This window comes from Candidatus Binataceae bacterium, from assembly GCA_035500095.1.
GTDB lineage: Bacteria > Desulfobacterota > Binatia > Binatales > Binataceae > JAKAVN01.
In genome coordinates, this window is sequence record DATJXN010000029.1 from 1 (window position 1) to 18,714 (window position 18,714).

At 65.6% G+C, this 18,714-nt stretch carries 20 protein-coding genes; 6 read left to right on the forward strand and 14 right to left on the reverse strand.

Annotation, left to right across the window (positions count from 1 at the left end):
• The 9 genes from VMI09_03890 to arsS all read right to left on the reverse strand — a co-directional run.
• On the reverse strand, nucleotides 1–657 hold a 657-nt coding region (locus VMI09_03890), incomplete at its 3' end, for a glycosyltransferase (GenBank protein HTQ23811.1).
• Nucleotides 658–660: 3 nt separating this feature from the next.
• Nucleotides 661–1,353 carry a glycosyltransferase family 2 protein gene (locus tag VMI09_03895; protein HTQ23812.1) on the reverse strand — a complete coding sequence of 231 codons (693 nt, stop codon included), beginning with the start codon at nucleotides 1,351–1,353 and terminating at the stop codon, nucleotides 661–663.
• 69 nt (nucleotides 1,354–1,422) lie between these two features.
• The gene (locus VMI09_03900) at nucleotides 1,423–2,235 is read right to left on the reverse strand and encodes a lipopolysaccharide kinase InaA family protein (protein ID HTQ23813.1); all 813 of its coding nucleotides are present in this window, start codon (nucleotides 2,233–2,235) and stop codon (nucleotides 1,423–1,425) included.
• Nucleotides 2,235–3,431 (reverse strand): glycosyltransferase family 9 protein, encoded by a 1,197-nt coding sequence (locus tag VMI09_03905; GenBank protein ID HTQ23814.1) that lies wholly within the window; start codon nucleotides 3,429–3,431, stop codon nucleotides 2,235–2,237. The genes VMI09_03900 and VMI09_03905 overlap by 1 nt, the downstream gene beginning before the upstream one ends.
• A gap of 86 nt (nucleotides 3,432–3,517) precedes the next feature.
• Nucleotides 3,518–4,732 carry an NADH dehydrogenase (quinone) subunit D gene (gene nuoD, locus VMI09_03910; GenBank protein HTQ23815.1) on the reverse strand — a complete coding sequence of 405 codons (1,215 nt, stop codon included), beginning with the start codon at nucleotides 4,730–4,732 and terminating at the stop codon, nucleotides 3,518–3,520.
• Between the two features lie 40 nt (nucleotides 4,733–4,772).
• Entirely contained in the window at nucleotides 4,773–5,273 is a 501-nt protein-coding gene (locus VMI09_03915; GenBank protein ID HTQ23816.1) for an NADH-quinone oxidoreductase subunit C, read from the reverse strand.
• 27 nt (nucleotides 5,274–5,300) lie between these two features.
• Nucleotides 5,301–5,657: an NADH-quinone oxidoreductase subunit A gene (locus tag VMI09_03920; GenBank protein HTQ23817.1), complete on the reverse strand. Its 357-nt coding sequence runs from the start codon at nucleotides 5,655–5,657 to the stop codon at nucleotides 5,301–5,303.
• Between the two features lie 109 nt (nucleotides 5,658–5,766).
• Complete coding sequence (locus tag VMI09_03925) at nucleotides 5,767–6,927, reverse strand: serine hydrolase domain-containing protein (protein HTQ23818.1); 1,161 nt, start codon at nucleotides 6,925–6,927, stop codon at nucleotides 5,767–5,769.
• A gap of 20 nt (nucleotides 6,928–6,947) precedes the next feature.
• Nucleotides 6,948–7,895: an arsenosugar biosynthesis radical SAM (seleno)protein ArsS gene (arsS, locus tag VMI09_03930; GenBank protein HTQ23819.1), complete on the reverse strand. Its 948-nt coding sequence runs from the start codon at nucleotides 7,893–7,895 to the stop codon at nucleotides 6,948–6,950.
• A 177-nt stretch (nucleotides 7,896–8,072) separates the two neighbouring features.
• On the opposite strand from arsS, the gene VMI09_03935 reads away from it, so the two are divergent.
• Nucleotides 8,073–9,116 (forward strand): HPP family protein, encoded by a 1,044-nt coding sequence (locus VMI09_03935; protein ID HTQ23820.1) that lies wholly within the window; start codon nucleotides 8,073–8,075, stop codon nucleotides 9,114–9,116.
• On the opposite strand, the gene VMI09_03940 is transcribed toward VMI09_03935, so the two are convergent.
• The gene (locus tag VMI09_03940; GenBank protein ID HTQ23821.1) at nucleotides 9,076–10,269 is read right to left on the reverse strand and encodes an acyl-CoA dehydrogenase family protein; all 1,194 of its coding nucleotides are present in this window, start codon (nucleotides 10,267–10,269) and stop codon (nucleotides 9,076–9,078) included. The genes VMI09_03935 and VMI09_03940 overlap by 41 nt on opposite strands.
• 273 nt (nucleotides 10,270–10,542) lie before the next feature.
• On the opposite strand from VMI09_03940, the gene VMI09_03945 reads away from it, so the two are divergent.
• From VMI09_03945 to dapB, 5 genes are all read left to right on the forward strand, one after another.
• Nucleotides 10,543–10,851, forward strand: a complete 309-nt coding sequence (locus VMI09_03945) for a GFA family protein (protein ID HTQ23822.1) — start codon at nucleotides 10,543–10,545, stop codon at nucleotides 10,849–10,851.
• Nucleotides 10,848–11,477: a DUF1054 family protein gene (locus VMI09_03950; GenBank protein ID HTQ23823.1), complete on the forward strand. Its 630-nt coding sequence runs from the start codon at nucleotides 10,848–10,850 to the stop codon at nucleotides 11,475–11,477. The genes VMI09_03945 and VMI09_03950 overlap by 4 nt, the downstream gene beginning before the upstream one ends.
• 74 nt (nucleotides 11,478–11,551) lie before the next feature.
• On the forward strand, nucleotides 11,552–12,556 hold the full coding sequence (locus tag VMI09_03955) for an NAD(P)H-dependent glycerol-3-phosphate dehydrogenase (GenBank protein ID HTQ23824.1): 1,005 nt from the start codon (nucleotides 11,552–11,554) through the stop codon (nucleotides 12,554–12,556).
• Nucleotides 12,557–12,607: 51 nt separating this feature from the next.
• Entirely contained in the window at nucleotides 12,608–12,865 is a 258-nt protein-coding gene (locus tag VMI09_03960; GenBank protein ID HTQ23825.1) for a hypothetical protein, read from the forward strand.
• 104 nt (nucleotides 12,866–12,969) lie between these two features.
• Nucleotides 12,970–13,767, forward strand: a complete 798-nt coding sequence (dapB, locus tag VMI09_03965; GenBank protein ID HTQ23826.1) for a 4-hydroxy-tetrahydrodipicolinate reductase — start codon at nucleotides 12,970–12,972, stop codon at nucleotides 13,765–13,767.
• Between the two features lie 72 nt (nucleotides 13,768–13,839).
• On the opposite strand, the gene VMI09_03970 is transcribed toward dapB, so the two are convergent.
• The 4 genes from VMI09_03970 to ctaD form a co-directional block, all read right to left on the reverse strand.
• On the reverse strand, nucleotides 13,840–14,796 hold the full coding sequence (locus VMI09_03970) for a hypothetical protein (protein HTQ23827.1): 957 nt from the start codon (nucleotides 14,794–14,796) through the stop codon (nucleotides 13,840–13,842).
• A 234-nt stretch (nucleotides 14,797–15,030) separates the two neighbouring features.
• Entirely contained in the window at nucleotides 15,031–15,834 is an 804-nt protein-coding gene (locus VMI09_03975) for a cytochrome c oxidase assembly protein (protein ID HTQ23828.1), read from the reverse strand.
• 39 nt (nucleotides 15,835–15,873) lie between these two features.
• Nucleotides 15,874–16,221, reverse strand: a complete 348-nt coding sequence (locus VMI09_03980; protein HTQ23829.1) for a cytochrome C oxidase subunit IV family protein — start codon at nucleotides 16,219–16,221, stop codon at nucleotides 15,874–15,876.
• Entirely contained in the window at nucleotides 16,218–18,713 is a 2,496-nt protein-coding gene (ctaD, locus tag VMI09_03985; GenBank protein HTQ23830.1) for a cytochrome c oxidase subunit I, read from the reverse strand. Before ctaD ends, VMI09_03980 begins: the two co-directional genes overlap by 4 nt.
• Nucleotide 18,714 lies beyond the last annotated feature (1 nt).

Genomic DNA, 18,714 nt, shown 5'->3' on the forward strand with positions numbered 1-18,714 from the left:
GCGCGGCTCGAGCGCGCCGACCGCGCCGACGGCGCAGTCGGCGCCTCCGATGCCCAGCGCTGCGCGCGCATGCGCGCGTTCGTCCGCCGTCGGCGGACGAAAGTGCGCGCAATCGACGCCGCTCGGAATCAGCGCGATACTCTCGCGCGCAACGCCGGCGCGCTCAAGCGCGCCGGCGACGGCGCTCGAGATTGCCGCGACCCCGTCCACCGCGCCGCCATAGAGCCATCGCGCGAACAATCGGTTCGGCACGTAATCCATCCGCCGCGTCACCACCGCTGCGCGGGCGAGTCCGCGCACCCACGGCGCCATCGCATGCGCCCGCGCAGTATGGAAATGCACGACGTCATAGCGTCCGGCGCGCAGCAGGTGCCTCAATGCGGCGGCGGCTGCGAGGTCCACGGCGTTGCGGATCGGCAGCGGGTGGCACACGACGTCGGCCGCTCGGGCGCGCCGCCATAGCTCACCCGCCGGATCGCACAGGAGTTCCGCGCGATGGCCCATCGCGCGAAGCTCGAGGGTAAGCCCGAGCACCTGGGTCTCGCCGCCGGCGAAATTCCGCTCCGGATCGACGCCGGCGATGCTGAGCGGCTCCGGCGCCGGAGGCGCCGCGGCGGGATCGCCTTCAGGCGGGTCGGCCGGAGGCGGACAATCCATCGCTTAATCGGCAAACCGGTAATAGAGGATCGCGGCAATCGCGGCGATCGCGTCGCGCCAGCCGATCTTCTTGCCCTCGGCATAGGTGCGCCCCGAGTATGAGATCGGGACCTCGTAGATCCGCCATCGCGCGCGCGCCGCCTTGGCGGTTATTTCGGGCTCGAAGGTGAAGCGGTCGGCGCTGAGCTTGAGCGTCGTCAGCTTGTCGCGGCGAAACGCTTTCATCCCGGTTTCCATATCGGTCAGGTTGAGATTGCACATCATGTCCGACGCCAGCGTGAGCATCCGGTTGCCCACGTAGTGCCAGAAGAAGAGCACTCGATGGGGTCCGCCGAGAAAGCGCGAGCCGTAAACCATGTCCGCGCGGCCATCGACCAGGGCTTCGAGCAGGGGCTTGTAGTCCCGCGGATCGTACTCGAGGTCCGCGTCCTGGACCACGACGTACGGATTGCGCGCCGCCGCAAAACCCGTGCGCAGCGCCGCCCCCTTGCCGCGATTCACCGCATGGTAGAAACATTGGACCTGCGGATGCTCCAGCGAGCGCAGGTATTTGGCTGTCGCGTCGGTCGAAGCGTCGTCGACCACGATGACCTCGGTTTCGAAGCCGCAATCGAGCACGCGCTTGATGACCTCACCGATCGTGCCGGCCTCGTTGTAAACCGGAATCACGACTGAAATCCTGACCGCGTCGTCCATCGTTCTGCTCGAGACCTCCCCTCCTTGTGCGTCCTTCGCCGGCGCGCCGCTCCCGATTTCTTCGGCGATCTACGGCCCGCCGCCAACAGTATCGCGAACCCGGCGCGCGCGCAGCATCCTGTTAATCCGCCGGACCAGCCGCCGCGGCTCCTCGCCCATCGCCCGACTGTAGGCGTGGATAATCCGAAGGCGGTTGGTGCGGCCCATCCCATCGAGCTCGAAGCGGCAGAGCTGCACCAGGTTGCGCAGCCGCCGGCGCTCCCAGTTAAGCCGCGGCTCGGCCGTCCGTTCGTGATCGATCAGGCTGAAGCGCTCCGGCGTGGCGGCGGTGACGAAGATGTTATAGGGCGTGAGATCGCCGTGGATGAAACCGGCGCGATGGAGCCGCGCGACCTCGGCGCCGAGCGCGCGCAACACCTCGCGCCTGGACCCCGGAGCGCCAACCGAGCACCGCAGAAAGCGCGGCAGCGGCTCGCCCGCAACGCGCGCGGTCACCATCATCGTGCGCCCGCTACCCCGCTCGTCGCCGAGGATCAAAATCGGCGCCACCCCGAATCCCCCGGCGGCCAGCGCCTCGAGAATCGCCTGCATGCGTTCGGCACGCGCGCCGAGAAACAGACGCCGAACCGCCCTAAGCCCGCGCGGCGCGTCGAGCAGCTTGACGAAAACCTCGGCCTCGCCGGAGAGCGGCGTACCGAGCCGAACCAGGTAGGTCGAAGCGTGGCGCGAGCGGCGCACCGGATGTTCGCCTGCGCCGCCGGCTATCCTGAGCGCACGCTCGATAAGTTCGAGGCCGAGCCGCGAGGGAAGTTCGACGAGCGCGGGCGCCAGCAAGAGCGACCATCCGTCGCGCTCGATCCGCGCTTTGGCCTCCGTCGTCATCAAGAAGCCGGCGCGAGCGGCAGCGACCCGCGATCTGCAGGCGAGCCGGCGTTGCGCGGAGCGGCGAGCGCGCGCCGGAGCGCATCGGCGACGTCGCCCGGCGCGATCCGCCGCATACATTCGCGGCCGATGGGGCACTCGCGGAGATAGCACGGATGGCATGGGATCGCGGGGGCCAGCGCCAGTTCGGCAAAACCCCACGGCGCCGAGCGCTCGGGCGCGGTCGCACCCCAAAGCGAAACGACGGGGCATCCAGCGGCCGCGGCAATATGCATGGGGCCCGAGTCGGGGCCGAAGGCGGCAGCGGACTCGGCAAAAATCGCGACCAGGTCGCGCAGGTTGGTGCGGCCCGCCAGATTCAGGACGGGCGTGCCGGCGAGATTTGCGACCACCTGGCCCGCCAACGCCACCTCGTCGCGGCCGCTGCCGAGCAGCACCGGGGAAAGCGCCGGATAGCCGTCGCGCCCGGCCGCCATCTCGCGAATCACAGCGGCGATCGAGTCGGGAAAATAAAGCCGGCTCGGCCATGATGAGCCCAGGATCACCGCGAGCAGCGGCCTCGGCGTGTCCTTCAGCATCGCCGCGGCGCGCGCGCGTTCGGCGTCCGTGGCCACAAGGCCGAATTCCACCGGCGCCGGCGGAAGTTCGAGCGCGTCGCCGAAAGCCTGGTATTGCATCAGCTTAAGGCGCATCGGCGGCTGCGGCGCGATCCGCCGGGTGGAGAACAGATGGTTGAATTCCTTGACGTTGGCACGATCGAAGCCTAATCGCACGCGGGCTCCACAAACGATCGAGACCACGCCGCTCTTCAGATGGCGCTGAAGGTCGAGCGCGAGATCGAAGCGGCCTGCGCGCACACGGACGAGAAAGGGCAGAAACGAAAATGGCGCGCGCCGGCGGTCGTAAACGATCAACTGGTCGAGCCAGGGATGGCCTTCCAGCACCGCCTGCGACTTGGGCTCGACCGCCCACGCGATGTGCGCGTGCGGCCATGCGCGGCGGATACGGCCGAGCAACGGCAGTGCGCGCACGACGTCGCCGATCGCGCCGAGCAAAATTATCAAAATCCGGCGCGGCGTCGCGTCCGGTTCCACGACGCGGCTTGGCGCGGCGCCGGTCTCGGTTGGCCCGGCTGAAGGCGCTCTGGCGGTAGCGTCGATGGCGGTTTCGGGATCGGTCTTATCGGCGCGGGACATGCGGTCTTCAGGCTACCCTGGGAGCCGAGCTTAGCAGCCGGCGATGGTTGCCCGAAGCCGTCCGGCGCCGTCGGCGCGACGCATGTTCAGCGGTCGCACTCGCCGCCGATCATGTTGATCATGCCGAAGGTCGCCACGATATCCGCGATCATATGGCCTTTAAGCATCTGCGAAAGCGCGCCCATCCCGAGAAAGCAGGGCGGCCGCACGCGCACCCGGTACGGACGGCCGCTGCCGTCGCTCACCACGTAAAAGCCCAGCTCGCCGTTGGAGCCCTCGACCGCCTGGTAAACTTCGCCCGCGGGCACCTTGATACCCTCCATGATGAGCTTGAAATGGTTCATCAGCCCCTCGATGGAGTTGTACACGCGCTCCTTGGGCGGCAACACGATTCGCGGATCGTCGAGCGCAAACGGCCCTTGCGGCAGCGTGCGCATCGCCTGCTCGATGATCTTGCGCGACTCGTACATCTCCTGGAAGCGCACGTTGAAGCGGTCGTAATTGTCGCCCTTGCTGCCGGTCGGGACGTCGAATTCGAAGCGGTCGTAAACCAGGTACGGATGGGCCTTGCGCACGTCGTAGGCCACGCCCGAGGCGCGCAGGAGCGGACCCGACAGGCCGTGGGAGATCGCCTCGTCGGCGCTCATCGCTCCGATCTCCGCCATCCGATCGACGAACACCCGGTTGCGGCCGAGGAGCTTGTCGCAGTCCGACAGAATGCCGTCAAGATGGCGAAAAGCGAGCACGACTCTATCGCCCAGGTCGGCCGGCAGATCGCGCGAGATTCCGCCCGCGCGGCACCAGGTCACGGTCAGCCGCGCGCCGGTTACCGCCTCGACCAGGTCGTAGAGAAACTCGCGCGCCTCGAGCATGTAGAACATCACGCTTTGCGCGCCGACCTCGCCCGCCGCCATCCCCAGGCAGGTCAGATGGTCGGCCAAGCGATGGACCTCGCTCATGATGACGCGCGCGTACTGGCATCGTTCGGGCGCGCTAACGCCGAGCAGGCGTTCGACCGCGAGCGCGAAGCCGACGTTGTTGATACATGGGGAGGCGTAGTTGAGGCGGTCGGTGTAGGGAAAGCACTGCGTCCAGGTGCCCTGCTCGCACATCTTTTCGAAGCCGCGATGGAGGTAGCCGACCTCGACGTCGCAATCGACAATCTGCTCGCCGTCGAGCTTCAAATTGAACTTGATCGTGCCGTGAGAGGCCGGATGCGACGGCCCCATCTGGATTTCCATCACCTCGTCGGTCGAATCCGCGATCTCGGCGTTTTTGCTCCAGCGCGCGGGCAGTGCCATGTGCTCTCCCGGGTGTCGGTTGCGATCGGGGCCGCCGCGCTCAGCGCGAGGGCCGCAGCGGATTAAGAATCGGGTCGGTCTCGGGCACCATCGGCTGGCGCCGGTTGACCGGGTAGTCCTTGCGCAGCGGATGGCCCTCGAAGGAATCGTACATCAGGATACGGCGGAGGTCGGGATGGCCCTCGAAGCGGATGCCGAACATGTCGTAGCACTCGCGCTCGAGCCAGTCGGCCGACTTCCACAACGCCGTCACACTCGCGACGGACGGGTCGGGCTCGCCGGCTCGGACCTTTACCCGCAGGCGATGGCCGAGTTTGATCGAATGCAGATGATAGACGACGTCAAAGCGCGGCGTGCGCGCGGGCCAGTCCACCGCGGTAAGGTCGGCAAGGAAATTAAAGGCGAACGCCGGCTCGTCGCGCAACGCGCGCAGCACCTCGGGCGCGCGCTCGCGCGCGACCGAGATCGTTTCTTCGCCGCGGGCGCTCTCGGCCGCGAGGATATCCGCGCCGAAGCGCTCCTTCAGTTGGTCAAGCAGCATTTTTCGATTTGCCGCGAAGCGCCCGGTTCAGGTCCAGTCCAGCGCGCCGCGGCGCCATGCGTACACGAGTCCGACCGTGAGAATCGCGATGAAGACCAGCGCCTCGACCAGGCCGAACATCCCGAGATGGCGCAACTCGACCGCCCACGGGTAGAGGAAAACGACTTCGACGTCGAACACGACGAACAGGAGCGCGGTCAGGTAAAAGTGCACCGAGAAGCGGCCCCAAGCGACGCCGCTCGGCGGATTGCCACACTCGAAGGCCTCGCCCTTGATCTTGCTCGGGCGCCGCGGCCCGGTCAGGCGGTTGATCGTGACCATCGCGCCGACGACGATCGCCGCCACGGCCAGCGTTACCAGAATCGGAAACCAGGTGAGCAACATCCTGACTACTTCGCCTGCGCCCTTTCAATCAGCGTTCCTAATCGCATTATGAATAGCGGATTAGCCGGGCTTTTCCAACGGAAGCGGGCGGCGGCCAACCGCACAGCAACTAGAGCGACGCATACGCCGCGGCGATCAGCGCCTTGGCGCGCGGGTCGAGCAGGATACCTGCGCCCATCCGGTTCATCGCGTAGCCGAAGCCGATTTTCGCCTCGGGATCGGCGAAGCCGAGCGAGCCGCCGGCGCCCGGATGGCCGAAGGCGCGCGCATTGGGTCCCATCTCTTCGCCTGGCTGCGAGAGCATGAAGCCCGGCGAAAAGCGCGTCGAAATGAGCAGGACCGCGTCGGGACCGAACGACTCTTCGACGCTTAGGGCGGGAATCGCAGGCGCCGCCATCACGCGCACGCTGTCAACCTCGCCGCCACGGGCGAGCGCGCCGTACAGGCGGGCCAGCGCGCGGGCGTTGGTATGGCCATTGGCGGCCGGAATCTCCGCGCCGCGCCATCCGCGCGAGTTCACCGTCGCCATCGACAGCACCGGCGGATTGGCGAAGGTGCGCGCGGTGACCGAGTCGGGATTTTTCGCCATCTCGGCAAACAGATTGAATTCGCCCGGCGCGGGCGGCGGGGCGCCAATCATCTCGGCAACGCGATCGTCTTCGCGCGCGTCCAGCCCGATATGCGCGTCGAGGCCGACCGGCGCGGCGATTTCGTCCCTGAAGTAATTTCCGACGCTCCGGCCCGCGACACGGCGAATCACCTCGCCGACCAGGTAGCCGAAGGTGAGCGCATGGTAGCCGTGCCGCGTTCCCGGCTCCCACCACGGCTCCTCGGCCGCCAGCGCGCCGGTCATTGTTCGCCAATCGTAGAGGTCCTCGAGCTTAAGCGGCCTGCGAATCGCGGGAAGACCGGCGCGATGGTTCATCAACTGGCGCACGGGGATGCGACTCTTCCCGTTGGCCGCGAACTCGGGCCAGTATTCGGCGACCGGCGCGTCGAGGTCGAGCCGGCCCTCGCCGGCGAGGCGATGCGCGCAAATCGCAGTGAGCCCCTTGGTGGTCGAATACGTATTGACGATCGTGTCGCGTCTCCAGGGGCGCGTCCGCGCCTTGTCGGCCCATCCGCCCCACAGATCGGCGACGACGCGGCCGTCGAGCACGAGCGAGACCGAGGCTCCGGTCTCGCGATAGTTGACGAAGTTTGCGGCAAAGGCCTCGCGCACGCGCGCAAACCGCGCATCGCAGCTTCCCTCGATCGTAACGTCAGTCATGTTTGTGAAGTTTCCTGCGATTAGACCAGCGCGCCGGCGCAACTCGAGCCCGCGCCGGCCGTGCATCCGAAGCAATGCGCGCCGGTCGCGATAGGCGCACCCGCGAGCGCCTCCAGATCTTCGACGTCCCACACTGTGAGCGTGCGGCGCTCGCCCGCAGCGCCGATCGGCATTTCGAGCATCTGGTTGAAGTCGCAATCGTACAACCGCCCGTCCCATCCGACGCTCACCAGCGTGCGGCACATCACGCCCTCTACCGTACCCGGGTTGAAATGATTCACCAGCAGCCCCATGTAATCCGCGTACTTGTCCCACTGATGGAGTTGACGGGCAAAACGCGAGATCGGCATGTTGGCGATCGTCAACAGGCGATCGAAGCGGACGCCGTGAGCGGCGAGCGCGCGCCGGTAGTCCGCTTCGAGCGCGGCCTGGGGCGGCGGCAGCGCCGGGCCGACCGGATTGTAAACGAGATCGAGCCTGAGATCTCCGCCCCCGCCATAGCCCAGCGCGTTGAGCCTCCGGAGCGCGGCGATGCTTTTTTCGAAGACGCCGCGCCCGCGCTGGCGCTCGACGTTCGCCGCGCTGTAGCACGGCAGCGAACAGACCAGCGTCACGCGGTTGTCGCGATAGAATTCGCCGAGCCGTTCCATCCCGGGCTCGAACATCACCGTCAGGTTGCATCGAACCATCACCTGGCGCTCGGCGCGGCGGCCGCCCTCGACCAGCATCGGGAAATTTCCGTTGAGCTCCGGCGCGCCGCCGGTCAGGTCGAGCGTGCGTATCGCCGGGCTTCGCGCAAGCAGCTCGAGCACACGCTTTGCCGTAGCGTTTTCCATCCGTTCGGTGCGCGCGGGACCGGCGTCCACGTGGCAGTGATGGCACGCCTGATTGCAGTGCTTGCCGACGTTGACCTGCAGCGCGACCGGCTGGGTGCGCGTAAGAGCGCCCAACCCATAGCGCGCGAGCACCCGATCAAAATCCGCGAAGGGCGGCGGAGCGGACCGCGACCCGGTCCGCGCACGCTTCGCCGTGTCCCGATCGGTTTTTTGATTTTGCCCCGTCATCCCAGCCGCCATTATATGTTATTGGTATCGCAACTTGAGCGGACTTCATAACCTCACCCGCGTCTGGGGGCGCCGGCCCCATTGAGCCGCGAGCGTCCGGCTGGCGCTGCGCCGCTCGGCGGACTCTACCAGTTGGGCGCCGAGCTGATCGCGCTCGTATATATCGCGATCATCGCCCAGATCGCGTGTGCGACCGGCGCGGTCTATGTCCTGTTCCCGGAGCTCGGCGCGCTCTCGCACGACGTGATGACGCGCCCGCGCGGGACCTGGGCCAACGCGCCGGTGCTGCTCGCGATTACGCCCGCGCTGACCGGCGCCGCCGGCATCTTCTTCACCCGAGCGCTGCCTTACGGATATCTCTCGGTGCTGCTGACCGTCGCGAGCGCAATAGCGATCATCTTCGCCCTGCGCTCGCCGATTGCGCCGGCGATCTCCGCGGGCCTGCTCCCGCTCGTGCTGGGAGTGAAGAGCTGGTGGTACCCGCCGGCGATCGCGCTCGGAACGGTGATGCTCGCGGTGCTGTCCGTGCCGTGGAAAAAACTATGCGCCGAGCGCGCGGTCGCGCCCGCGCGCGCCGCGAGCGATGCGGCAGCAGACGCCGGGCGCCTTGACGATCTCGACGTTCTTGACGACCTTATCGAGGAAGTGCCGGCCGGCCGCCTGTGGCTTGCGGCCCTGTTCGCCTTCGTCGCGGTCGCGGTATTCTTCGTCAAGCTGACCGGGCTTCGTTTTGTGCTGTTCCCGCCGCTGGTGGTGATTGGATTCGAGATGCTTGGCCACACCGCCATTTGTCCGTGGGCGGACAAGCCAATCCGGCTACCGGTCGCGTGCTTTCTGACGGCGCTCGGCGGATTCGTGTCGTGGCACTTCTTCGGGGTGACGCCGCTTGCCGCGGCTGTAAGCATGGCGTGGGGAATCGCGGTGCTGCGCGTGTGCGACCTTCACGTGCCGCCGGCGCTCGCCGTCGCGCTGCTGCCGCTGGTGATGGATCGTCCGACGATCATGTATCCGTTCGCGGTCGGGATCGGGACCACGCTGCTCGCGCTATGGTTCTTCGCCTGGCAGCGGCTTTCGCGCGGCGCGCTCAGTATCCCTTGGGCATCCCGAGCAGCCGCTCGGCAATGATGCTGCGCTGAATCTCGGAAGTCCCTTCCTCGATCGTGTTGCCGCGCGCGCGCAGCGTGCCGTACTGCCATCGCCCGTCCTCGACCACGTGCGGCGATCCCTCGTCGAGCACCGCGTGCGGACCCTGGACGGCCAGCGCGAACTCGTTCATCCGCTGATTCAGCTCGCTCCACAGGAGCTTGGAAATCGAGCCTTCGGGACCCGGCGTGCCGCCCCGCAGCAGGCGCGAGAAATTGCGGTAGGCGAGGTATTTCATCGATTCGACGTCGATATAGAACTGCGCGAGCGCCTGGCGGATGACGCGCGGGTCAAGCGGCGTCGTGCCGTCGGCGAGCGTGCGGAGCGCGAGCCGCTTGAGGTCGTCGAAGGTGTTGCCGAAGCGCGCGACGATCGACAGCGACAGCGTCGCTCGCTCGTTCATCAGCGTGGTCAGCGCCACGCCCCATCCGCCGCCCTGCGGCCCGAGCAGGTTTTCGCGCGGCACACGGACGTCATCGAAGAAGAGCTGGTTGAATTCCTCCTCGCCGGTCATCTGGCGCAGCGGCCGCACGGAGACGCCCGGGCTGTGCATATCGACCAGCAGGTAGCTGAGGCCGCGATGCTTGGGCTTGTCGGGCTCCGTGCGCACGAGCAGCATGCACCAGTCGGCGATTTGCCCGTGCGAGGTCCAGACCTTCGCGCCGTTGACGATGAACTCGTCGCCCTTGAGCTCGGCGCGGCTCCTGAGCGCGGCAAGATCGGATCCCGAGCCGGGCTCGGAGAACCCCTGGCACCAGATCTCCTCGCACGAGAGAATTTTCGGCACGAAGCGGCGCCGCTGCTCCTCGGTCCCGTGCTCCAGGATCGTCGGCGCCGCCATCGAGAGCCCGATGAGGTTGAGCGCCGCGGGGGCGCGCGCCCGCGCCATCTCTTCGCTCAGGATCGCGCTATATACGATCGTCTTGCCCTGGCCGCCGTATTCGACGGGACACGAGAGGCCGAGGAACCCGGCCTCGAAAAGCCGGCGCTGCCAGTCGCGCAGCGTCTGGATCGACGCCGGATCCGTCGGCAGCGAGAACCCGCGGTCGGGGATGTCGCGCGGCGCGTTGGCCTCGAGCCACTGGCGCGCGCGCAGGCGAAAGGCCTCCTCTTCAGGCGTGTAGCTGAAGTCCATTTTTCCTTGCCGCCGTCCCGACGCTTAGTCTCTAGCGCAAAAGCTCCGGACGCAAAAGTGCCGCGCCACCGGGTTCCGGCGCGAAATGCTAAAATGTTCGAGTCCCTTGCGATACCCTCCGGCCTGCACTATGGGATCGAGGCAAGAAAAAATGCCGCTCGCCATTCAATCAAAAGTTCAAATCTGATGAACGCACGAGGCGCAATCTCTCGCGGCGGATGCCATTGCGGACGCGTCGCCTTCGAAGTCGATGGCCGCCCCGAAACGGAAACAGTGAGCGAATGCAACTGCTCGATCTGCGTCAAAAAAGGATACCTGCACTGGATCGTGGCGCGGGAGACTTTTCGTTTGCTGACCCCAGCCGAAAATCTCTCGACCTACACCTTCAACACGGGTGTCGCGAAACACCATTTCTGCCCCAACTGCGGCGTCGCCGCCTTCTATATCCCTCGCTCCGACCCGGACAAGATCGACGTCAATGCGCGATGCCTCGAGGGGATTGAACTTTTCGCGCTCGAGGTCGAGCGCTTCGACGGGCGCAACTGGGAAACGGCCATCGTGGCGCATCGCGCGAAGCAGTGAAAAAACCCTCCGGGCTCGGCTTCACGCCGGCCGACTTCGCAGTCTTCAAGATCGAGGACTTCAACACACGCATGCAGGAGATCGATGCGCGGGTGCGTCCGCGCCTCGCGCGGCTCGCCGATGAATTGACGCCCGAGCTCGCGCGCACGCTCAATCACGAGCTTTATCCTCACCTCGCCCGGCATGCGCGCCGCACCGTCAATCCGCCGCCCGAAACTTGGGCCGCGTTCGGACCATCGCCGAGGGGCTACCGGCGTTACGGTCACCTGGCGCTCTGCGTCTCGAGCGCAGGGCTGCATGCGCGAATCGTGGTCAAGCCAGAGGCCGACGGCCGGGCGTCCATGGCGCACGGCATTGCCACAAACGCCGCCGCGCTCGCAAGATCGCTTCGCGGAACGCGCGTCGCGCGCTATGAAAATTGGGATTTCAGCGCGCTGCCCAGGGAGATCGCGGCCGACGAGACGCTTTTTACCTCGCTCGCGGAAGAGCTCGGCAAAAAGACCGGCGGAATCGACGTCGGTTTCGGATGGAACGTGCGCGACGCGATCCGCCTGGATCGCGCCGAGCTGCTCGACGCCTACCGCGAACTTGAGCCCCTGTACCGAATCGTCATCGGCGTCGTATAGCCGTAATATGGATCGGCGCCGGTCGTCCGCTTGAAGTTGCGGCTCGAAATCGCGGCTGTTCCGGCCAGGAGGCCATGAGCACGATTGCGGTCCTGGGAGCGGGAGCGTGGGGCACGGCGCTCGCTGTCGAGCTCGCCCGCGCGGGTTATCGCGTGACGCTGTGCGCGCGGCGCAGCGATCATGCCGCGGCAATCCGGGAGCAGCGCGAGAACGCCGCTTACCTGTCCGGCGTGGCGCTGCCGGAAGCGATCGAAATCAGCGATCGATGGGCCGACGCGGCGGGCGCAAGCGATACGGTCCTGATGGCGGTGCCGTCGCGTTTCGCGCGGGCAGCGATGACGCCGGTAGGTCCGGCGCTCGGCGCCGGCGCGACGCTCGTCAGCGTTACCAAGGGGATCGAAGAGGCCTCGCTCTGCACGATGACCGCGATGCTGGCCAGCCTTGCGCCCGCAGTACAAAGGATCGCGGTGCTGTCAGGCCCGGCGTTCGCCGCCGAGGTCGCGCGCGGCAAACCCGCCGCGGTGGTCGCGGCGGCGCGCGACGAGACGGTCTCGCTCGACGTCCAGCGGCTCTTCGCCTCGCGCAGGCTCCGCGTTTACCGCAGCGTTGACGTAAGCGGGGTCGAACTCGCGGGCGCGGCCAAGAACGTAATCGCGATCGCGGCCGGAATCAGCGACGGCCTCGGCCTCGGTTCGAGCGCGCGGGCGGCCCTCGTCACACGCGGCCTGGCCGAACTGACGCGGCTTGGCGTGCGGGCCGGCGCGCGCGCCGAGACGATTTACGGGCTCGCCGGGCTGGGCGACCTGGTGCTGACCTGCACGGGCGATCTCTCGCGCAATCGCGCATTGGGACTCAGGATCGGCCGCGGCGAAGGAATCGACGCCGTCATGGCGAACATGTCTTCCGGCCATCCGGTGGCAGAGGGCGTTTCCAACGCGCGCTCGATAAGCCAACTGGCCGGACGGATGGGCGTGGAGATGCCAATCGTCTCCGCGGTCTGCCGGGTGCTCTATGAAGGCGCGCCCGCAAACGCTATGGTCGATGAACTGCTGAGCCGCGAGCTCAAGGCCGAGTTCTGACTGCCCGGAAACACCGACGCGGCAATTCATAATTTCGAGAGAAGAGCGTTAATGGCGAACAAGGGAACCTGCAAGGCCACGGATTGTAACCGCGAAGTGATCGCGAAGGGTTATTGCCGCAAGCACTATCGCCTGTGGCGTCACGGCGAAATGCCGAAGGCGCGCTATAGTACCTGCACTTTCGAGAAGTGCCGCAAAAAGCGCGTGCGCGGGAGCCTCTGCGAAGAACACTGGACCGCCAAGCACGGCAAAAAGGGCGCGGCGGCCGCCCCCGAGGCTCCGGCCGCACCCGCGGAGCAAAGCGCCTGACCGGCCTCGGGCGATAAAACCGGGCGGACGATACCCCGAATAAGTCCGCGCCCCGCACGAGCCCGGCTCGCCCCGCGTCGGCGCGCCCGAATCGGAGAGGCACGATGGCCAACCTTATTGTGGCTGGGGCAGCCGGCCGGATGGGCCGCCTGCTGACTTCGCTAATCGCACAAGACCGGACCCATCGCCTGGTCGGCGCAATCGAGGCTCCCGCCGTGCCCGCGATCGGCGCCGACGCTGGTACGCTCGCGGGCGTGGGGCCGCTCGGCGTGCCCGTCGTCGCCGACTACGCCGCGATCGCCAGGCCCGACACCATCACGCTCGATTTCACCGTCGCGGCTGCGGCGATGGAGCATCTCGAGGTCGCCGCCGGCGCCGGGGCCGCGATCGTGCTCGGCACGACGGGCCTCACGCCGGCGATGGAAGCGCGGGCGCGCGAAATCGCTCCGCGCACGCGCACCGTGATCGCCCCCAACATGAGCGTCGGAGTCAACGTGCTGATGAAAATCGTGGCCGAGGTCGCCAAAATATTGCCCGACTTCGACGCCGAAGTCCTCGAGATCCATCATCGGACCAAGGTCGATGCGCCGAGCGGCACCGCCGTCGCGCTGGGCCGCATTATTGCGGCGGCGCGCGGGCAGGACTTCGCGGCCAACGCGATCTACGGACGCGAAGGTATAACCGGCGTGCGGCCAGCCGAGAAAATCGCCGTGATGGCTCTCAGAGCGGGCGACGCGGTCGGCGATCACACCGTTATATTCGGCGGCCAGGGCGAGCGGCTGGAACTGATCCATCGCACGCAGAGCCGCGATTCGCTCGCGCGCGGAGCGTTGCACGCGGCGGCGTGGCTGGAGCAACAGCCGCCCGGGCTCTACTCGATGCGCGACGTACTGGGGCTGTAGGCCCCTTCGCGGGCTGCCCGCCCCGCGCCGGGCAGGCGCATCTCGTACGAGACGCGCCCGCCCCGTCTGCTTCTAGTCGCGCCGTAGTTGCAGCACTTCCCATCGCTCGCGGAAACGCGCCCACCATCCGCGATGCCGGGTTTCGAAGTAACCGAGCATCGCCGCCATCGCCAACACGTTTCCGGCCAGGATCTTCCAGAATCCCAACTCGGCCAGCGCCGCCTGGTCGAAAGCGGCCAGCGCCCCGACGAAAAAGATCTCGAAAATCGCAAGCAGAAAAAGTGCGGCCAGCGCGAACACCGGCTCGAAGTCAGCCGCGTAGAGGAGCACCGCGGTCGCGATCCCGAACATCGCGAAGGCAAAGAAATGGAGCGCCGTATAGCCCAGCACCAGCGGCAGCGTCACCTGAACCTGGTTGGGGTCAAAGATGCCCTGGAAGATCGCCGCACCAAGCAGCGCCGGGGTGCGAAAAACCTCGCCGCTCACAGTGTCGCAGCCGAGAAACCAGAGTGCGACCACGACCGCACCGATGACACCGGCGACCGTGCCCTCGCGGGCCACTCCGGTCCATGGCCCCGCCAGATGATGCGCCAGCGTAGGATGGCGCTCGAGAAAGAACGCGAGCATTGCCGAGGTCGCCATCAACGCGCCGATCAGAAATTTCCACCACGGCAGCGAGACCTGGGCGGAAGGCCCGATCAACATCAGGATCAGGATGCAGAAAATCTCGAACACCGGCACCAGCAGCATCATGGTTGGAAAGAGCGACTCGTCGTGCTCGGCCGTTTCGAGCATCATGGCGCCAGCTACGCCGATTAGCGCAAAGACGCCGAAATGAAAGACGAGCCGGCCAATCGTAAGCGCTGCGCCGGGATGCGCTCCGCCGAAGAGCGTCGCGGCGAGCGCTCCGGGAGAGCCGAGCGGCTGACCCCGCGCGGCGTCAAAAATCAGGTACCACAGCGCAATGACAGCCGCGCCAATTATGCCTGCGAACGCGCCGTCGGCGGTCATCCGTATTTTCCGGTTCATCGGATCCTCCTTTCGATGAAGGCGCCGAGAGCCAAGAGTGCCGTAGGATCGGAAAGCGCAACCGGCCGGAGCAAACCGGCGGTTTCCCGGGAAGACGATGTAGGTCTCTTGGGGCCCGGATCGGCGCCCCCTTTGATTCCAGCATTATGCCTTGTGCATCGCGGAGGGAAGCGAAAATTTTAAGGACGCCCGACGACGACAAAGAATCGGACGCGATAAAAGAATTTAGAGCGCTTAGGCGCGAGCGTTGCGGGTCGGACGGAGTACGCGCAGTTCTGGCGGGCGGCGCAGGTTTATCGCCGGCACTTCTATCTCCTCGTTGCGCGCCCAACGGAAGAAGATGAGCGTAGTGATGAGCATCAGGTAGAAACTGTCGCCCACCCACATCAGAATTCCGCCGATCACCTGGTCCTGCCGCGGCTCGAGGCCAAACGGATGCGGGGCGACGGCGTACCATGGGTAGGTGACCGATTCCGAAAGCGTTATCGGCGCCGCCACCGCGGTCATCGGGACCATCAGCAGGAACAGATAGAGAATCTGCGCCGGGTAGCTGAGCCGCGGATACTCCGCCATCGGGCTCAGCAGCGGCCAGAACAGGATGGTGCCCGAGATCATGAAGGCCAGATGGACCGCGATGTGAACATTCTCGTTCGTGGTCATCAGGTTGAAGATCGGCGGATCGTGCGCGAAGACGTAGATAGTCGTGAAGGTTGCGAAGGCGACAATGGGATTGGTGAAGAGACGCGCGAACGGCCGCACCGGAGCGCTCATCAGGATCGGCCGGAACATCCAGTCCGGCACCGAAAGCAGGAAGAGCGGCGGGATGACCCAGCTCTGGAACGAATGCTCGAGCATGTGTGCCCAGAACGAGCGTTCATCGCCCAGTTCGTCGAGCGGACCGAAGGTGATGAGCATCGCGACGATGAGCAGGCCGAAGAAAAATACCTGGCGCTGAGTGGGGCGGCGCCCCATCTGCCAGGCCGCAAGCGCGTACACGGCCGCCAGCAGAGCGATACCGATTGCTGCTGATGGATCCATTTGAAACTACTCTGACGCGGAGCCGGCTCCGCATCTAATTCAAAGTATCACACGGGCTTCGAGCGCCGAGAAGATCATCATCAGCGCGGCGCCGATGAAGCACGCCAGGATCAGAGGAAAGACGAAGAAGATGCTGAAGATCTTCTGGTCGTAGTAGAGGTGCATGTAGAACCCGCCGACCAGCAGAAACTTGGCCAGCGCCAGCAGGATCAGAATAGGCACCAGCAAGGGCTGCAGGAAACTGACGTAATAGACCGCCAGTTCCATGAAGGTCAGGATCACCAGGGCGATCGCGATGAGCGCATAGAGCGCGGGGCCGGGATGCCCCGATGCGTGCTCGCCCGCCGCAACGTGTCCGTGTTCAGCCGCCGCTACGTTCTCGCTCATGCGCCCTTCACCGACCTCATCAGGTAGATCAAAGTGAAAATCAGAATCCAGACCACGTCAACGAAGTGCCAGTAGAGACCCACGATCTCGACCGAAAGCGCCCGCGACTTTCCCGCCCTGCCGGTCGCCGACGCCACCGCCATCACGATCAGCCAGATGACGCCGATCGCGACGTGCGTCCCGTGCGTGCCGACCAGGGTGTAGAAGGTCTGGCCGAAGATGCTTCCCTGCATCGAGAGATGGTCGTGCAGGAACAGGGTTGAAAATTCGTAGAACTGGCCGCCGAGGAAGATCAGTCCGAAGAAGGCGGTACCGCAGAGCCAGATGGTCGACCACTTCTGGTCGCCGCGCTGCGTGGCCGCCAGCGCCAGCACCATCAGGAAGCTCGACATCAGCAGGATAAAGGTGCTGAACGAGGTCAGCGGGATATTGAGCACTTCCGCGCCGACGCCAACGTTGCGCGGCTTGTAAACCATGTAGACCGAGATAAGGCACGCGAAGAAGACGCACTCCGAACCGAGGAACGCCCACATCCCGGCCTTGCGATGGTCGATGCCGGCATAGGTCGGAGCATCCTGATGAGGGTGCTCTTCGCCGTGGTCCGGATACTCGAAAGCCATCCCGATAATCGAGAAGAACAGGAGCAGCGCGCCGAGCACGTCGATCCTGACCCAGTTCATCAGCACGCCCGCGGCGCCGACCACGAGGCCGAGCGCGAACAGCAGCGGGTATATCGACGGCGCCGGCATATGCGGAGCGCCGTGGGCGGCGGCTTCGTGATGCGCGGCCGGCGCCGCAGCGCCCGAGGTCTCACCCTGGGCAGGCATGCTGCTGTGGCCGTGGCCGTGCACTTCGACCATCACGCCGTACTTATCGACCCAAAAGGCGTCGCGGCCGCGGGCCACCGGAATCTGCTCGAAGTTGTACGGCGGCGGCGGCGATGGGGTTGCCCACTCCAGGGTGCGGGCGTCCCACGGGTCCGCTTCCGCCTTTTCGCCGTGGCTGAGGCTGCGGATCAGGTTGTAGCCGAAAACTACAAAGGCCACGAACAGCAAATACGCCGAAGCGGTCTCGAAGGCGTTCCAGAAATCCCATCCCATTCCGGGCGCGTAGGTGTAGATCCGCCGCGGCATTCCCCAGACGCCGAGAAAGTGCATCGGAAAAAAAGTGCAATTGAAGCCGACGATGGTCAGCCAGAAGTGCAGCTTGCCGAGTTCCTCGTTCATCATTCGGCCGGTGATCTTGGGCCACCAGTAGTAGAACCCGCCGAGGATCGCGAACATCATCCCGCCGAAGAGCACGTAGTGGAAATGCGCCACGACGAAGTAGGTGTCGGTCTGCTGGAGGTCGATCGGCACGCTCGCGTGCATGACCCCGCTCAGTCCGCCGAGCGTGAATTCGACCACCGCCGCGACGCCGAAGAAAAACGCGACTTTCATCCTCAGCGAGCCGCCCCACACGGTCGCGACCCAGCTGAAAATCTTGATCCCGGTGGGAATCGCGATCAGCATCGTGGTGATCGCGAACGTCGAGTCGGCCACTGGACCCATCCCGGTCGCAAACATGTGGTGGCCCCACACGCCATACGACAGAAAGCCGATCAGCACCATCGAATACGCCATCCCGGCATAGCCGAACAGGGGCTTGCGCGAAAACACCGGGATGATCTCCGACATCATGCCGAAGGCCGGCAGCGCCATGATGTAAACTTCCGGATGGCCGAACAGCCAGAACAGATGCTGCCAGAGGATCGGCGTCGCGCCCAGCTCGACCAGGTAGAAGTGGGTCCCGACGAAGCGGTCGAGGAACAGGAAGATCAGTCCCACCGTCAGGCACGGGAAGGCCAGCAGGATAAGGATAGTGGTCACCAGCATCGACCACATGAACATCGGCATGCGCATGAAGGTCATGCCCGGAGCGCGCATGTTGACGATCGTGACGAAGAAGTTCAGGCCGCTCAGCAAGGTCGAGATGCCGAGGATGAGCAAGCCGATGTTCCAGAGATCAATGTTGAGACCGGGGGAGAAGTAGCGCTCGGTCAGATTGGCGTAGCCGAACCATCCGCCGTCGGGAAGCGTGAGGTTGAGCCATCCGAGGTTCATAAACAGCGCGCCGAAGAGGAAGACCCAGAAGCTGAGCGCATTGATCCGCGGAAAAGCGACGTCGCGGGCGCCGATCTGGAGCGGGATGAGGAAGTTGGCGAAGAACCCGAGCTCCAGCGGCATCACGACCATGAAGATCATGGTCGTGCCGTGCATCGTGAACATCTGGTTGTAGGTGTTGGCCGAGAGGAAAGTGTTGTTCGGCACCGCGAGCTGGGTCCGAATCGCCATCGCCTCGATACCGCCGAGCAACATGAAGAAGAGCGACGCCACCAGGTACAGGACAGCGACGCGCTTGTGATCGACAGTGGTCAACCAACTGTAAATACCCGACTCTGCCGTCAGGTAGTTATAACGCTCCAGCGGGAGATGTTTGGGTTGCGCAGCCATA

Excerpts from the sequence above, each read along its gene's own strand:
- VMI09_03900 (HTQ23813.1), bottom strand. The coding sequence starts at position 2,235 with ATGACGACGGAGGCCAAAGCGCGGATCGAGCGCGACGGATGGTCGCTC.
- VMI09_03905 (HTQ23814.1), bottom strand. The coding sequence starts at position 3,431 with ATGTCCCGCGCCGATAAGACCGATCCCGAAACCGCCATCGACGCTACC.
- VMI09_03925 (HTQ23818.1), bottom strand. The coding sequence starts at position 6,927 with ATGACTGACGTTACGATCGAGGGAAGCTGCGATGCGCGGTTTGCGCGC.
- ctaD (HTQ23830.1), bottom strand. The coding sequence starts at position 18,713 with ATGGCTGCGCAACCCAAACATCTCCCGCTGGAGCGTTATAACTACCTG.
- VMI09_03920 (HTQ23817.1), bottom strand. The coding sequence starts at position 5,657 with ATGTTGCTCACCTGGTTTCCGATTCTGGTAACGCTGGCCGTGGCGGCG.
- VMI09_03955 (HTQ23824.1), top strand. The coding sequence starts at position 11,552 with ATGAGCACGATTGCGGTCCTGGGAGCGGGAGCGTGGGGCACGGCGCTC.
- VMI09_03895 (HTQ23812.1), bottom strand. The coding sequence starts at position 1,353 with ATGGACGACGCGGTCAGGATTTCAGTCGTGATTCCGGTTTACAACGAG.
- VMI09_03940 (HTQ23821.1), bottom strand. The coding sequence starts at position 10,269 with ATGGACTTCAGCTACACGCCTGAAGAGGAGGCCTTTCGCCTGCGCGCG.
- VMI09_03970 (HTQ23827.1), bottom strand. The coding sequence starts at position 14,796 with ATGAACCGGAAAATACGGATGACCGCCGACGGCGCGTTCGCAGGCATA.
- VMI09_03980 (HTQ23829.1), bottom strand. The coding sequence starts at position 16,221 with ATGAGCGAGAACGTAGCGGCGGCTGAACACGGACACGTTGCGGCGGGC.
- VMI09_03960 (HTQ23825.1), top strand. The coding sequence starts at position 12,608 with ATGGCGAACAAGGGAACCTGCAAGGCCACGGATTGTAACCGCGAAGTG.
- dapB (HTQ23826.1), top strand. The coding sequence starts at position 12,970 with ATGGCCAACCTTATTGTGGCTGGGGCAGCCGGCCGGATGGGCCGCCTG.
- VMI09_03975 (HTQ23828.1), bottom strand. The coding sequence starts at position 15,834 with ATGGATCCATCAGCAGCAATCGGTATCGCTCTGCTGGCGGCCGTGTAC.
- VMI09_03915 (HTQ23816.1), bottom strand. The coding sequence starts at position 5,273 with ATGCTGCTTGACCAACTGAAGGAGCGCTTCGGCGCGGATATCCTCGCG.
- nuoD (HTQ23815.1), bottom strand. The coding sequence starts at position 4,732 with ATGGCACTGCCCGCGCGCTGGAGCAAAAACGCCGAGATCGCGGATTCG.